Origin of the sequence: Methylicorpusculum oleiharenae (assembly GCF_009828925.2) — a bacterium.
Taxonomy (GTDB): domain Bacteria; phylum Pseudomonadota; class Gammaproteobacteria; order Methylococcales; family Methylomonadaceae; genus Methylicorpusculum; species Methylicorpusculum oleiharenae.
In genome coordinates, this window is sequence record NZ_WUTY02000001.1 from 2,184,605 (window position 1) to 2,199,972 (window position 15,368).

Genomic DNA, 15,368 nt, shown 5'->3' on the forward strand with positions numbered 1-15,368 from the left:
AGTAGTAAAGGCTGTTTTTCGTTCTTGTGCCCTTGATTTCATCAATCCTTGCCGAGAGATGCCTCTGCCAACCGATCAACTCCTAACGCGAACATCGTTTTAACATTATCGCAGTGGAATAAACTCTTGCGGTTAAAAAGACACTAATTAAGTAGATTACTATCAAAAGCTTGAAATAATTTTGTGTCAAATAAATTTACCATCAATCAGTGGAGAAAACCTATGACAACTTGGGAACATGCACATCTTTCAAACTCGGGTTCCGGACCGCTTGATCAGGAAACATTAAGAAAAATTCATGCCTGGTGGTGTGCGTGCAACTATTTATCCGTGGGCATGATTTATTTGAAGGACAACCCCCTTCTTAAAGAGCCGCTGACCGTTGATCATATCAAGCATCGTCTGCTGGGCCATTGGGGTGCGAGCCCGGCGCTTTCTTTTACGTGGGCTCATCTCAACCGCCTGATCAAAGAACAGGATCTTGATGTCATCTTTATCGCGGGTCCGGGGCACGGAGCGCCGGGCGTCTTGGGACCCAGTTACCTTGAAGAAACATATTCCGAGGTTTACCCCGATAAAAGCCTGGATGAAGAAGGATTGCGCAAATTTTTCAAGCAATTTTCCTTTCCCGGACACATCGGTTCGCATGTGACGCCCGAAACACCGGGTTCGATTCATGAAGGCGGCGAGCTGGGCTATAGTTTGTCGCATGCCTATGGCGCAGCTTTTGATAATCCAGACTTGATCGTCGCATGTGTCGTCGGCGATGGAGAAGCGGAGACCGGTCCTCTGGCTACCGCCTGGCATTCCAATAAATTTTTAAATCCACAAAGGGACGGGGCCGTTCTGCCTATATTAAATTTGAACGGCTATAAAATTGCCAATCCGACCATCTTGGCGCGGATCAGTCATCAGGAACTGGAAGCGCTTTTCATGGGTTACGGTTATCGTCCTTATTTTGTTGAAGGCGATGATCCTGAAATCATGCATCAGAAGATGGCCGCGACTTTAAATACAGTGATTGGAGAGATTAAAGCCATTCAGCAAAGCGCCCGTTCCGGAGAAAAGACAACCCTTGAGCGTCCCTTCTGGCCCATGATTGTGTTACGTTCTCCCAAAGGGTGGTCTGGCCCTAAAACGGTCAAAGGTCATAAAACGGAAGGCTCGTGGCGCTCTCATCAGGTTCCGTTTTCCGATGTGCGGGAAAATCCGGAATCGTTAAAGCTGCTGGAAGACTGGCTTTTGAGCTACGAACCGGCTGAATTGTTTGATGCGCAAGGGCGCTTGGTCGAAGATTTGCGTTCCTTGGCGCCGCAAGGCACACGCCGGATGAGCGCCAATCTTCACGCCAATGGCGGCATGCTGCGTAAAGAGCTTAAACTGCCCGATTTTCGTCAGTATGCTGTCGAGGTCAAAAAAGCGGGGGGTGTGGAGTATGAAAACACCAAGCCGCTGGGTGAGTTCTTGCGGGATACGTTAAGCCTGAATGCCGCTAACTTTCGGGTTTTCGGCCCGGATGAAACCGCGTCAAACCGTTTACAAGCGGTTTTTGAAGCCTCAAAAAAATGCTGGATGGCCGATTACCTGCCGGAAGATGCGGACGGGGGCGAATTAAGCCAGGATGGCCGTGTAATGGAAATGCTGTCCGAGCATACCTTGATCGGCTGGATGGAAGGCTATTTACTCTCCGGTCGTCACGGGTTTTTTCATACCTACGAAGCGTTTGCACATGTCATTGATTCGATGATCAATCAGCATGCGAAATGGCTGGCCATATCCAATCTGGTATCCTGGCGGGCTTCGGTTGCATCCGAGAATATTTTACTGTCATCGACAGTCTGGCGTCAGGATCACAACGGCTTTTCGCATCAGGACCCCGGTTTTATCGATCTGTTAACCAATAAGAGTCCACAGGTCACGCGTATTTATCTGCCGCCGGATGCCAACACACTCTTGGTCGTTACCGATCACTGCCTGCGTTCTACCGACAAAATCAACGTCATTGTCGCTGATAAGCAAAAACATCTGCAGTTTACGACCATTGACGAAGCCATCGTGCATTGCGCCAAAGGCATCGGGATTTGGTCCAAAGCCAGTAATGATCAGGGCGAAGTGCCTGATGTGGTCATGGCGTCGTGCGGTGATGTGGCGACACAGGAAGCGCTGGCGGCAACGGCTATTTTGCGCGCTCATGTTCCCGAACTTAAGCTGCGCTTTGTCAATGTTGTTGATTTGTTTAAATTGCAACCTGCGACGGAACATCCGCATGGTTTGTCGCACCGGGAGTTCGACAGTCTTTTTACCACGGATAAACCGGTTATTTTTAATTTCCACGGCTATCCCTGGTTGATTCATAAACTTGCGTACCGCTTTACCAATCATGACAATATGCATGTGCGGGGTTATAAGGAGCGCGGCAATATCAATACGCCTATGGAGCTGGCCATACTGAATCAAATCGACCGGTTCAATCTGGTGATCGACGTCATAGACCGGGTGCCTTGGTTAAGCGCCAAAGCCGCTCATTTGAAAGAACAGATGAAAAATGAAATTATCGACAATCTCAGCTACGCGCATGAACACGGCACGGATAAGAGTGAAATCGCCAATTGGATTTGGCCGTTTGATTGAGGCTGAATTGATCAGATAGGGCGAGTCATGCATCCAAACATATTGGTCATCAATTCCGGCAGTTCGTCGATAAAGTACCAGCTGCTGGCGATGCCTGAGGGCAGGGTGCTGGTCAAAGGCCTTCTCGAACGCATCGGTTCCGGTGACGCCAGACTGAAGCATTGGGACAATACGGCTTCAGACCCCGCGCATGAAAAGATAAGTCAGGTTAATGCGGCCGATCATCAGGCCGCATTTGATCTGGTTTTCAAGGCATTAGGCGCAGCTATCGAGTTTGGCGCTATCGCCCATCGGGTTGTTCATGGTGGATCGAGATTTGCCTCTGCCACATGCGTGACTGATGACGTCATAAAGGCGATCTCAGAGCTCAGCGCATTTGCTCCGTTACATAATCCCATCAATCTGAACGGCATTACCATCTGTCACAGGATGTTCCCCGGGATTCCACAGGTGGCCGTCTTTGACACGGCTTATCATCAAACGTTACCGCCCCGGGCTTATCGTTACGCGATTCCCGAGCTCTGGTATCAAACCTTCGGCATCCGGCGTTACGGATTTCACGGCACTTCGCATCATTATGTCGCGCAAAAAGCGGCGGAGTTTTTGGAAAAACCCTTCGCTGAGACGTCCGTGATCAGTCTGCATTTAGGCAATGGCGCCAGTGCGGCAGCGATCGCCAAAGGTCAATCTGTCGATACGTCCATGGGCTTCACGCCGCTGGAAGGATTGATGATGGGCGCGCGCAGCGGAGATATCGACCCGGCCATACCCACTTATTTACAAAATTACCACCAGATGGAAGCCTCAGGGATTGATTGGCAGCTTAATCATGCTTCGGGTTTAACTGCGCTCACCGGAACCAACGACGTCAGAGAACTCATCAACCGCAGTCAGCAAGGCGAAGAATCAGCGGCCCTGGCGCTGGACATGTACGGTTATCGGATAAAAAAATACATTGGCGCTTACTGGGCTGTCATGGGCGGCATCGATGCACTGATTTTTACCGGCGGCGTGGGCGAAAATGCGGCACTGGTAAGACGCTTGGTCTGCGGCGGTTTAGCGCATTTAGGCATAGCCATTGACGACACAGCCAATAATATCCAAGACGCTGATGTTTGCGATATAGCCCAAACGGGTCAAAAGACGCGCATCCTGGTCATCCGAACCCACGAAGAATTACAGATTGCCCAGGAGACCTGGGCATTATTGAATTAGCTGATTCCGTTGGGTTGCGAAGAGCATGCAACCCAACCTACGCCCTGAGTTTGTTTACGAGAAATGCAAAAAAAACTGGCCTAACAATATTTTGAAAGTTCTCTAGGATGCAGTAGCAACAGGAACCGCATCGGTCGCGATTGATGCGCTTCGCTATCGCTCAGCACATCCTACATGCCTTTTTATAGTTGTCGCTCAACGTCTTTAATGTTTTGGTGATGATGTCCGGGAAACGACGCCAAAAAGGACTGCGGCATCGGACGTATGAGCACTATTAATTCGCCGCCAAGGTAGGTTGGGTTGCATGCTGTTCGCAACCCAACGTTTGTGATTGGGTTGGTTTACACCAACCCAATCAACGATCAGCCTTATTGGATACGTGTTCCTATTTCGCCTCCGGCATAGGCTTTTACTGCGCAGAATTTAAATTCCGGTATTTTTGCGGCAGGGTCCAGCGCCTCGTTGGTGATCAGGTTGGCACTGGCTTCGTTATAACAAAAAGCCATAAACAGGCTGCCTTCCTGAATGCCCAGTTCTGACCGGGCATAAGCCGTGATTTTTCCGCGTCTGGATTCGATGGTGATTAAGCCGCCCGGTTCGATGTTCAATTTGGCCAGATCATTCGGATGCGCGCTGAGAACCGGATCCGGCTCTATAGCATCCAGGGTCGATGAATGACGAGTCATACTGCCGGTATGCCAATGTTCAAGCTGACGTCCGGTGATGAAAATCAAGGGGTATTCATCATCCGGTAATTCGTCGGCATGAATAAAGTGCGCAGGTACAAACTTACCTTTGCCTGAGGGTGTTGGAAAACCGTCGGTAAAAATCACAGGCTGGCCCGGGTCACCTTCTTTTTCCAGCGGATAAGTCAGCGAGTCTTCCTTTTCAAGCCGTTCCCAGGTCATGCCGGCAATGCTGGTCATGGCTTGACGCATTTCATTGAACACATCTTCAGGGCCTTGATAATTCCAGTTGCAGCCCAAGCGGTTGGCTATTTCCTGAATGATCCACAGATCCTGACGCGCATCTCCGGGCGGATTGACGGCTTGACGTCCCATCTGGACTCTACGGTCTGTGTTGGAGAATGTGCCGGTTTTTTCATAGAACGCCGAGGCGGGTAAAATGACATCGGCAAAACCGGCTGTTTCAGTCAAAAAGATATCCTGAACGACCAGGTGTTCCAACGAAGCCAGCGCTTCCCGCGCATGATTCTGATTGGGGTCGGACATGGCCGGATTTTCACCTTCGACATACATGCCGTACAGCTCTTTATCAAGAATGGCATGAATCATTTCAACCGTAGTCAATCCGCGTTTTGGGTCAAGCTTGGCATTCCATAATTTTTCATATTTGGCTTGATAGGCGGGATTTTCTACCGATTCATAATCAGGATAAACCATAGGAATCAAGCCCACGTCGGATGCGCCTTGTACGTTGTTTTGACCGCGTAACGGATGTAAACCGGTACCGGGTCTGCCGATCTGTCCGGTCATCAATGCCAGGGAAATCAGGCAACGGGCGTTATCGGTGCCGTGAATATGCTGGGAAATACCCATGCCCCACAAAATCATTGACCCCTTTGAGGTCGCATAGAGTCTGGCCACTTCCTTGATCATTTCAGCATCGATGCCGCAGATAGGCGCGACATGCTCAGGACTGTAATTTCTCAAATGCTCTTTCATCAAATAAAACTCTTCCGTGTGATTTTTGATGTAGTCGTCGTTTTGCAGATTCTCAGCCAGAATTGTATGCATAATGCCGTTCAGTAAGGCTACATCGGTATCCGGCCGGAATTGCAGAACGTGAGTCGCATACTTTGAAATGGACGTTTTGATCGGATCCATCAGAATGATCTTGGCGCCTTTTTTAGCGGCATTCTTCATGAATGTGGCTCCGACCGGATGATTTACGGTTGGGTTGGAGCCGATGATAATAATCACCTCGGCTTTGCTGACATCGGCGACCGGATTGGATACTGCGCCAGAGCCCAGGCATTCCAGCAAGGCAACAACAGAAGAGGCATGGCAAAGCCGGGTGCAATGGTCGACATTGTTTGAGCCGAAACCGATACGTACCAGTTTTTGGAATAAATAAGCTTCTTCGTTACTGCCTTTGGCCGAGCCGAGACCGGCCAGCGCTTTACTGCCCTTTTCCTCGCGAATTTTTTTCAAACCATTGGCGGCAAAATCCAGCGCCTCTTCCCAGCTGGCTTCACGGAAAACGTCATCCAGTTGGTCAGGGTCCAAAAGCTCGGAGGTTTTGGCCACGCCTTCTCTTCTAATCAGCGGTTTGGTGAGCCTCAGCGGGTTGTGGATATAGTTGAAACCGTAACGGCCTTTGACGCAAAGACGCAAATGGTTAGTGAAACCATCTCGGCCTTCGGTGTATAGAATCTTGTTGTCCTTGACGTGGTATTTGATCAAGCAGCCTACGCCGCAATAAGGGCAGGTCGAGTCGACGGTTTTATCGGCGACCTCTAGACCCACGTTGTTAGCCGGCATCAACGCGCCGGTAGGGCAGGCTTGTACGCATTCTCCGCAGGCCACGCAGCTGCTGGCACCCATGGGATCGGCGATATCGAACACAATCTCGGAATGGCCGCCACGGTTAGCATAGCCTATGACATCGTTCATCTGCTCTTCACGGCACGCTCTCAAACAACGGGTGCACTGTATACAGGCATCCAGATTGACCGAAATTGCAGGATGTGAAAAATCGGCCAGGGGTTGTTTCCGGCCTTCAAAACGCGGTGTGCCGACTTCCAGTTTATCGGCCCAATAATCCAGTTCGGATTTAAGCGTGTAAGGCGATTTACCCTGATTAGGCATGTCGGATTTCAACAATTCCAACACCATTTTCTGGGACTTGATAGCCCTTTCACTCTCGGCTTTGACTTTCATGCCTTCGCTTGGCATGCGGCAGCACGACGGCGCGAGTACGCGTTCGCCTTCAATTTCCACCACGCAGGCGCGGCAGTTTCCATCGGGACGAAGGCCGTCTTTGTAACAGAGATGCGGAATCTCTTTACCTTGTCGCTTGGCAGCCTGCAGGATGGTTTCTCCCTGGAAAGCTGAAAATTCGTTACCGTCCAGTGTGAAATTGACGATGGGTTTGTTCAAAAATTCCGGATTAGCAGCCATGGATTGACCTCTTTTCAACTAAACAGTGATTCATAATTCGTGCGGGAAATATTTGATGACGCAGCGAAGGGGATTGGGCGCGGCCTGACCTAAGCCACAGATCGACGCATCGACCATGACCGAAGACAATTCCTCCAGCAGGCTGATATCCCATTGTTCCGATGTCATCAGATGGGCTGCCTTGGTGGTTCCCACCCGGCAAGGTGTGCATTGTCCGCACGATTCTTCTTCGAAAAATCGCATGGCATTCAAGGCCAGTTTTTTCGCGCTGTCGTGATTGGAAAATATCACCACAGCTGCCGAACCGATAAAACACCCGTAAGGATTCAACGTGTCGAAGTCCAGAGGAATATCGCCCAACGAAGCGGGCAATATGCCACCCGATGCCCCGCCCGGAAAGTATCCGTAAAACTCATGTCCTTCCAGCATACCGCCACAATATTCATCGATTAATTCACGAACGGTAATACCGGCTGGCGCCAAATGCACACCCGGCTTGTTCACCCGGCCTGAAACCGAAAATGACCGTAATCCCTTTCTGTCGTTGCGGCCAAAAGAAGAGAACCAGGCAGGCCCTTTTTCGACGATATCGCGTACCCAGAACACCGACTCCATGTTGTGTTCCAGCGTGGGGCGTCCGAATAAGCCCACTTCGGCGAGGAAAGGCGGTCTTAAACGCGGCATGCCGCGTTTGCCCTCAATCGATTCAACCATCGCGGACTCTTCGCCGCAAATATAAGCGCCTGCCCCACGGCGTAAATGAATCGGAGGCAAGCGGTATTTTGGCGAAGGCGGGTTATTCTGGAGATTGGCAATTTCGCGGGTCAGAATTTCCCGGCATCCGGCATATTCATCACGAAGGTAAACATAAATCTCATCGCAGCCCACGGTTAATGCTGCGATCAGCATGCCTTCCAGAAAGCGGTGCGGATCTCTTTCCAGATAAAAACGGTCTTTAAACGTACCGGGTTCGCCTTCATCAATGTTCACGGCCATCATGCGTGGTCCGGCAAATCCTTTGACAATGCGCCATTTTCTTCCGGCAGGAAATCCGGCGCCGCCGAGGCCTCTGAGACCTGAGTCTTCCATTTTCTTGATGATGCTTTCTGCAGAAATGTCCCCTTCATGCAGGCTTTTCATGGTCTGATAGCCGCCATTCGCTTTGTATTCTTCAAAGCTGATATAAGCGGATACAGGCGCTTGAATAGCGTTGTTTTCTAAGGCGCCGGTCACCTTTTCAACATCGGCCTTGTCAATCGGGTTTTGACCGACGACGGCGACAGGAGCATGTTGGCAACGGCCTACACACGGGACTTTCTGGATGCGGGCTTTATTGCTTAAGCCGTGTTCAAGCGCGTTGATCAGTTCATGGGCGCCTGCCATTTCGCATGAGACCGATTCACAGACTCTGATAGTCAAAGCGGGGGGAGGTGTTTGGCCTTCCTTGACAACGTCAAAATGATGATAAAAAGAGGCTACTTCAAAAACTTCAGCAGGCGACAGCTTCATCTCACTGGCGAGTGCGACAAGATGCTTGGAGGAAATATGATGAAATGTGTCTTGAATTTTATGCAAGTGCTCTATCAGCAGATCCCGGCGGCGGGGTTCGTTGCCCAGCAAGGCTCTGATTTCATCTAATGCGCTTAAGTCCACCGCATGGCCTTTGGGGCCTTTACGTTTCTTTTTAGTGATCTGTTCAGGTGTAATTGTTATGACTGCCACGCGTGTTTCCTCCAAGTAATCCGCCTGTGTCAGCGGGTCTTTCTTTCATTATAGGGCTATACAAACTTATCAGCGCTTTTGCGTTGCGTCTACCGCAAATTGCTGGCACTTTAACTTAGCTATTGACTATGTTTCAACTAATTATTTATTCGGATTGACATCATAAATAATGATAGTATCGGCTCACTCTCATTGCTTAGGCTAAATCAACAGTTACTTCAATGGTCTGCGGGGTTAGGCGGCAACGAAAACCTGTATTTCAAACTCAATCCGTTTGGCAGAAGGTGGATATCTTGAACCCTAATCATTTGCTCACCTTTGCGGTTGTGGCTCGCTTGAAAAGCATTACCCAAGCGGCAGAGTATCTGCATATCGGACAGCCCGCCGTGTCGGGTCAGCTAAAGCTGCTTCAGCAATTGGTAGGGGAGCCGCTCTATGAGCGCAAAGGCCATCAAATTGAACTGACACCTGCCGGCGCAGGACTTTTGGGCTACGCACAAAAAATGTCGGACGATCTCAACCAGGCTATCGACTATGTCCGCTGCCTGAAAAAAGTCAATGCCGGCCTGTTAAGGTTGGGCTCTACAACAACCATTGCCAGTTACTATTTACCGCATTTTCTAGTGAAATTTCAGACCTTGCATGCCGGTGTCAGGGTGACCATGAAAACGGCGGATACCGATGAAATTCTGAAACAGCTTCATGAACTCGATTTGGGGTTTATCGAAGGACCTGTTGAAAGCGAGGTGCTGCCCGGCAACTATGAAGTCATTCCCTGGCAACAAGACGAAATTGTTCTGGTACTGCCGGAAGACCATCTGTTGGCCTGTGTTTATCCGGAATCTGTTCCGTTAAGCGTTTTTGCCGATCATCCCGTCATCTGGCGTGAGTCGGGTTCAGGTGCCAGAAAGGTGGTGGAAAGTGCTTTAAGCCGCGCCGGAGTCGATGTTGAGGTTAATATCGAAGTCACCGGTGTATCGGGGGTCAAAGAGGCCGTCAGAGCGGGTTTAGGTATCGGCTTTGCTTCATCCCAGGCATTGCGCAATGAACGTAGCGGTCTGGTTGCGCGGCGTGTCAATCCGCCGGAAGGCTTGATCTGGCATTTAAACATCATTGCTCCCAAATCCATCATTCAGTCCCGTGCGGCCAGTGCATTTCTTCAGTTGTGTAAATGACCAAGGCTTACGCCAACCCTCAAAGCTAAATAAAGTTCAAAATGGGAATTGCCGATAGTATCTTCAGGCAAACGCATTAAAACACTATAGAAAATCAAATATTTAATATATTCCTTTTTCCGGATTAACTATAAGACTCGGTTTATTTGAAACCTAAAAAAGGCTTTGTGTCGCTATCGCGACGCTTATTTGGAGTCGGTTCGCGGACCGACAACCGCGATACTTTTCTTTGCTTGTCCAAAGAAAAGTATCCAAAAGAAAAGACACCCGGAGGCCGCTGCATCCTGCGCGCTGACGATTTTGCCGAGGGTTTTCGAAGGGCTATCCCTAGCCCTTCGAAAACGAGCGGCATCCCTGCCGCTCCCCTAGCGGGCTATTCTCGGCAAAATCGCCAGTGCTCGGCGCGGCCTAACGGGACCCAGGGCGGGGTACCCTAAGTTAAACCAAATTGACTATAAGTTCTAAGCAACCGGGTAACATATTGATATATTGATTATTTTAATGCGTTTACCCTGATAGTATCTTGGCAATAACTGGGTTTGATACCGGAATTTGTTACAATAATTTAAGTTTTTTTGCTCCTTTGTTTAACCGGAGAAACAAGTGCGATTTTTTTTGATTTTGCTCTGCATGGTTATTGCCAGGCCTCTCTATGCGCAGTCTGCATTGACTATGACCGAAGCCGCCAAGGGTATTTATGTGCATCAGGGCAAGCATGAACTACCTGATACCACCAATCATGGTGCAATTGCCAACATCGGTTTTATCGTCGGAGATCGCTGTGTCGCGGTGATCGATACGGGCGGCAATCCGAATGAAGGAATGGCGTTGAAGCGGGCGATTCAAAAAGTCACGTCAAAACCGGTCTGTTATGTGATCAATACGCATGTCCATCCTGATCATATCTACGGCAATATCGTTTTTAAAATGCCGGGTGTGCAGTTTATCGGGCATAAGAATCTGGCCCGCGCCATGGCTGCCAGGGCTCAGTTTTACCTGGATAGAGCGTCTGAGCAAATCGCGGTCGATCTTAAACCGGAAAACCTCATTCCACCCGATAAGGCCGTCAATGGCCTGATGAAAATCGATCTGGGCGGACGTGTACTGGAACTGACGGCGCATGCGGCAGCGCACACGGATAATGACCTGACGGTTTACGATCCGGCGACTGAAACGCTATGGATGTCGGATTTGTTATTTATAGGGCATTTACCGGTCATAGACGGCAGTCTTTTAGGATGGGTGAAAGAAATCAAGGCGCTGGAAAAGCGGTCATTTAAGATTGTTATTCCAGGCCATGGCCCTATTGTCAGAGATTGGCCGAAAAGCCTTCAACCGGAAAAACAGTATCTGGAAACCCTGCAGCAAGAAATTCGCGCCCTGATAAAATCGGGGAAATTTATTGAGGAGGCCATTGAAACGGTGGGCTATCAGTTTAAGGATCAATGGCTGTTGTTCGATCAGTTTCATCGCAAAAATGTTACGGCTGCATTTGCTGAGTTGGAGTGGGAAGAGTGAATCAAGGCTTAGGCTATGGCCTGTCAAATGGTCTCTGCTCACCCCTCCAATTTTATTGGGTGTAGGTGGTTGATTGAAAAGGCTTTTGCAACAGGGATGCGGTAAATGTCAACGTAGTTGTCGCATGAGTTGAAAATTAATGAACGGTAGTGTCGGTATTTTTTACCGCACTATCGCTCGGTTTATCGGGATTTAAACAGACTTCTGCCTGCCATTCCCAGTTTCGGATATTTCGACTCCAGCGCTCCGGTTTTTTGGCCTTAGCGGCCTCATAAACAGCTTGGCGTTGCCTCAGGATCGCCCGGTCTTCACCCGTGTGACGTTGCTCAGGCGTTACAAATTGAATGCCGCTGTGCCGATGCTCATGGTTGTACCAGTCGACAAAGTCGGTTACCCAGTCCCTGGCGGCGGTGACCGAGGCAAACGGTTGGGTCGGATACTGGGCGTCGTATTTTAGGGTTTTGAACAACGACTCGGAATACGGGTTGTCATTACTCACCGCCGGGCGACTCCGCGAGGGTGTGACGCCAAGCTGCTGCAAGGTTGCCAACAGCGTTGCCCCTTTCATCGGGCTGCCGTTGTCGGAATGTAACACCAACTGGTGCGGTGGAATCCCTTCTCGTTGGCAGAGATCCGTGATCAGATCGGCCGCCAGTTCGCTGTTTTCTTGTTCATAAACTTGCCAGCCGACAATCTTGCGACTGAAGATATCCATGAACAGATACAGATAGAAAAACTGGCCTTTGACGAGGCTGGTCAAATAGGTGATATCCCAACTCACCAGTTGTTTCGGTGCCGTCGCGGTGAGGGCTTTCGGCTTACTACGCTCGACCGATGGACGGCAGGCATGACGGTGTTTGACTTGTTTCGCCTCGCGAAAAATGCGGTAAATCGTCGACTCCGACGCATAATATTCACCGCGTTCGGCCAACATCGGCACGATCTGATGCGGTGTTTTGTCTTTGAACTCATCGCTGTTGGCTAGGGCTAATACCTGAGCGCGTTCTTCGTCACTCAAACGATTACAAGGCACGTGTTGACGGCGCGTGCGACCGTCAACCGGCACGGCTTCGGGACGTTGCCAACGTTGTAACGTGCGCAGCGGTAGGCCCATCACCTCGGCAGCTTTGGCTTTACGGGCTCCGTGATCAAACGCTTCGTTAAATAAGGTGAGTAAATGGGTGCGTTCTGCAAGAGGGATCATGGCGCCTTTTCCTCCCAGAACGCGTGGCACTTTTTTTGAAGGATCAACAAAGCGGCGGCTTCTGCCAAGGCTTTCTCCTTGCGTTGCAGGTCTTTCTTCAGTTGTGCAATCTCGTTCTCCAAGGGTTTCAAGGCTTTCCTTGAGACTTGGCTGGGTTCGGTGACCTCAAGAGGTTTAATAAAGTCTTGTTGCCACGTTTGCAGGTGATGGGTAAACAAACCTCGTTCACGGCAGAAGGCGTTGAGTGCTTCACCTTCCAAGCTCGCGCTGACTAGCAAGGCTTCAAACCGTTGTTTCCGAGTCCAGTCTTTAGGACGTTGTTGTTTCATAGTGTTTGTTGTTGATTTGGATCGTGTCTGTTTAAGCCAGCCTTTCAGAGTAAACACACTGATAGTCAATTCATCGGCAATCGATTGAATGCTTTTATCACCGCGTTGCAATACTTTACTCAGGGCTTGCTGTTTAAATTCTTCACTATAACGGGTTTGCATTTTGTACCTCTATAAAATTTTAGAGGCGACAACTATCCTGACACAGAGGGGATGTTGCAGAGAGCTACTGGGACGTATTCACGCGTCCTTTGAAATCAAGCACCTACGCCCTCAATTCAAAACGGGCGAGTAGTTAGGTCAAATGTAAGCAAATTTTCAATTATCCGTCTTTAAAGAGAGGCAAAAAATGAAAAGAAAACGATTTGGGTGGTTGTTGGGTTGCATCCTGTTAGTGGCCGCGACTCAGGTAAGCGCTGCTGAAGATGAAAGAAACTGGACGAATGTTCTCAAGGATCAGTATTATCAAGGCAAGGCCATTGTCGAATCCGACGCGGTAATTACCGTGGATGCGCCTTATCGGGCGGAGGATCCCGCACTGGTTCCGTTAAAAATTGTCAGTCAGATACCGCAAACGAAAGACAAATTTATCAAGAAAATTACCGTGTTTGTCGACAATAATCCGTATCCGTTTGTCGGCGAATTTGAGATGGGCCCTGATAGCGGCAAAGCCGATCTGGCCATGCGGGTGAGAGTCAATACTTACAGTTTTGTCAGAGTCGTTGCCGAATTAAACGACGGCCAGCTGTTCATGGCAAAAAAATACATTAAAGCCAGTGGCGGCTGTTCTGCGCCTATGGGAGCCGATCTGGATGCGGCGATGAAACGTCTGGGTAAAATGAAATTCCGTGTTCCTGAACAAGTGAAAACCGGCGAGGCCAATGAGGTTCAACTGTTCATCAGTCACCCGAATATTTCCGGCATGCAAATGGATCAGGTAAGCCGCACGATTAAAAAGTCTCACTTCGTCAGATCGGTCAATGTTACTTTCGAGGGTAAACCGGTGCTGTCTGCTAAAACCGATATTGCTGTCAGCGCAGATCCCAATTTCAGGTTCTTTTTTGTACCCGAAAAATCCGGCGTGCTGAAAGCGGAAATTACCGATGCTTCGTGTGAGAGTCCTACCAGCCGGGCAGTCTGCACGTCCGGTAATGGCTATTCGGAGAGTTATCAGATCAATCCTTGATCTTCCATCAAAAGGGCGATTCCGGCAGGAATCGCCCTCAATCAGCTTTTATTTGGAGGGAGTCGGACTTAGTTTGGGGTTTTGAATTTGTTTTACAAAACAACTTTTTTCCGCGTACTCTTCGGCCGCTTGTAATTTTGCTTTTAGTTTTTTGGCATGTTCAGGATCTCTAAATACACCGCCTGCCTCGCCGGGCGTTGATCTTAAGAAGCCGAAAGTCCGGGCCTGATCGAATTCTTCAAAACTCATTTTTTCAGCGATTTTATCCACTTTACAGCCGCAACCGTATTGAGAGATATACGTCAGTCCGCCTTTTTTGGCTATACAGCTCAGCGCATAATCAATACGTTCCTGAGTAGGAAAATCATTGATCGCGACCGGTTCTTCATCAGATTTTTCAAGTGTGCCAGTACAGCCCACGGTTCCAGCTATCAAGGCTAAACCAAAAAGTAAGTGTGTATATTTCATTAAAAGTTCTCTTGTTCCATTAGTTCAGAGCGTTGAAAAAATCCCCGGCCAGTCTGCATTGGCAGAGTTTTCGGTGGTTTTGTATCCCAGGCCGGTCTAGACCGCTTTTTTATCACGACCGATTGTAAATTAAAAGTTGCTGCTACTGTTCCAGCAATTCCCCGTTTAATGATGAAAAAGGGTAGGCATAAGCTTTGCGGGGATGTTGGCAGCAAGGATGCTGCCGTCAAGCCCCCATGGAGGGGTTTACGGCGTTCCTGGCAAGGCTTACGCCATCCTTCAAAGCCACAAAATTATTACTATTGCTCGGCAGCGAAATCGACAATTTTCATCAGCATTTCGTTCATTTTTTCAGAAAATGCATTCAATTCCTGATGCTGCGTATCGGTTGGCATCAGATGCGTTTTGATGATGGTTTTGCCTTCAAATTGGTATACCACAACATTGCACGGCATGTGTCTGACTGCGTGCGGTGACATTTGCAGCAGGGTTTTAGCATGGGTCAGATTGCAGAATTGAATCGTGTCATAGTCCGGAAAGTCCGGTGTGCCTCTATCCCGAATCACTTTGCCGACCCGGCTATGACCGGTAATTCTAAAATTGTGTTCGGCGATGGCAACTTCCAGTTCAGCTAACACGTCATCATAGGGCTTGTCTGTTTTTGCCTCGTAGTAACGAATAAACTCTCCCTGAGGGTGTGAAGCACAGCTTGCAATTAGCACAAGAGTTGCGAAAATGAGTAGGCGTATCAGCATCATTTATAACAATTTACAGGGT

10 protein-coding genes are annotated in these 15,368 nt (G+C 49.3%); 5 read left to right on the forward strand and 5 right to left on the reverse strand.

The features are described 5' to 3' along the window. Positions 1-222: 222 nt before the first annotated feature. Both GO003_RS10045 and GO003_RS10050 read left to right on the forward strand, forming a co-directional pair. Positions 223-2,631 (forward strand): phosphoketolase family protein, encoded by a 2,409-nt coding sequence (locus tag GO003_RS10045; RefSeq protein WP_159658078.1) that lies wholly within the window; start codon positions 223-225, stop codon positions 2,629-2,631. 27 nt (positions 2,632-2,658) lie between these two features. Beyond that, entirely contained in the window at positions 2,659-3,846 is a 1,188-nt protein-coding gene (locus GO003_RS10050) for an acetate/propionate family kinase (RefSeq protein WP_159658079.1), read from the forward strand. 368 nt (positions 3,847-4,214) lie between these two features. Here the strand turns inward: GO003_RS10050 and fdhF are convergent, their stop codons facing one another. Next, the gene (fdhF, locus tag GO003_RS10055) at positions 4,215-6,989 is read right to left on the reverse strand and encodes a formate dehydrogenase subunit alpha (protein ID WP_159658080.1); all 2,775 of its coding nucleotides are present in this window, start codon (positions 6,987-6,989) and stop codon (positions 4,215-4,217) included. Positions 6,990-7,019: 30 nt separating this feature from the next. Continuing rightward, positions 7,020-8,711: an NAD(P)H-dependent oxidoreductase subunit E gene (locus tag GO003_RS10060; protein WP_159658081.1), complete on the reverse strand. Its 1,692-nt coding sequence runs from the start codon at positions 8,709-8,711 to the stop codon at positions 7,020-7,022. Between the two features lie 293 nt (positions 8,712-9,004). Here GO003_RS10060 and GO003_RS10065 point away from each other — a divergent pair, with 293 nt between their 5' ends. Together GO003_RS10065 and GO003_RS10070 are read left to right on the forward strand one after the other, a co-directional pair. Further along, on the forward strand, positions 9,005-9,886 hold the full coding sequence (locus tag GO003_RS10065; RefSeq protein ID WP_159658082.1) for a LysR substrate-binding domain-containing protein: 882 nt from the start codon (positions 9,005-9,007) through the stop codon (positions 9,884-9,886). 603 nt (positions 9,887-10,489) lie between these two features. Next, on the forward strand, positions 10,490-11,404 hold the full coding sequence (locus tag GO003_RS10070; protein ID WP_231088929.1) for a quinoprotein relay system zinc metallohydrolase 2: 915 nt from the start codon (positions 10,490-10,492) through the stop codon (positions 11,402-11,404). A gap of 136 nt (positions 11,405-11,540) precedes the next feature. Here the strand turns inward: GO003_RS10070 and GO003_RS10075 are convergent. Next, a protein-coding gene (locus GO003_RS10075; RefSeq protein ID WP_231088785.1) for an IS3 family transposase occupies positions 11,541-13,099 on the reverse strand; the annotation gives its coding sequence in 2 pieces (ribosomal slippage) (positions 11,541-12,637 and positions 12,637-13,099; 1,560 coding nt in all). A gap of 187 nt (positions 13,100-13,286) precedes the next feature. On the opposite strand from GO003_RS10075, the gene GO003_RS10080 reads away from it, so the two are divergent. Beyond that, on the forward strand, positions 13,287-14,123 hold the full coding sequence (locus GO003_RS10080) for a quinoprotein dehydrogenase-associated SoxYZ-like carrier (protein WP_159657330.1): 837 nt from the start codon (positions 13,287-13,289) through the stop codon (positions 14,121-14,123). A 48-nt stretch (positions 14,124-14,171) separates the two neighbouring features. Here the strand turns inward: GO003_RS10080 and GO003_RS10085 are convergent, their stop codons facing one another. Further along, positions 14,172-14,591, reverse strand: coding sequence for a hypothetical protein (locus tag GO003_RS10085; RefSeq protein ID WP_159657328.1), 420 nt, complete (start codon positions 14,589-14,591; stop codon positions 14,172-14,174). A 299-nt stretch (positions 14,592-14,890) separates the two neighbouring features. After that, on the reverse strand, positions 14,891-15,313 hold the full coding sequence (locus tag GO003_RS10090; protein ID WP_331001633.1) for a DUF302 domain-containing protein: 423 nt from the start codon (positions 15,311-15,313) through the stop codon (positions 14,891-14,893). Between the last annotated feature and the right edge of the window lie 55 nt (positions 15,314-15,368).

What these genes read in the sequence shown, in the direction of transcription:
- fdhF (WP_159658080.1), bottom strand. Translation starts at nt 6,989, where the DNA reads ATGGCTGCTAATCCGGAATTTTTGAACAAACCCATCGTCAATTTCACA.
- GO003_RS10085 (WP_159657328.1), bottom strand. Translation starts at nt 14,591, where the DNA reads ATGAAATATACACACTTACTTTTTGGTTTAGCCTTGATAGCTGGAACC.
- GO003_RS10080 (WP_159657330.1), top strand. Translation starts at nt 13,287, where the DNA reads ATGAAAAGAAAACGATTTGGGTGGTTGTTGGGTTGCATCCTGTTAGTG.
- GO003_RS10050 (WP_159658079.1), top strand. Translation starts at nt 2,659, where the DNA reads ATGCATCCAAACATATTGGTCATCAATTCCGGCAGTTCGTCGATAAAG.
- GO003_RS10045 (WP_159658078.1), top strand. Translation starts at nt 223, where the DNA reads ATGACAACTTGGGAACATGCACATCTTTCAAACTCGGGTTCCGGACCG.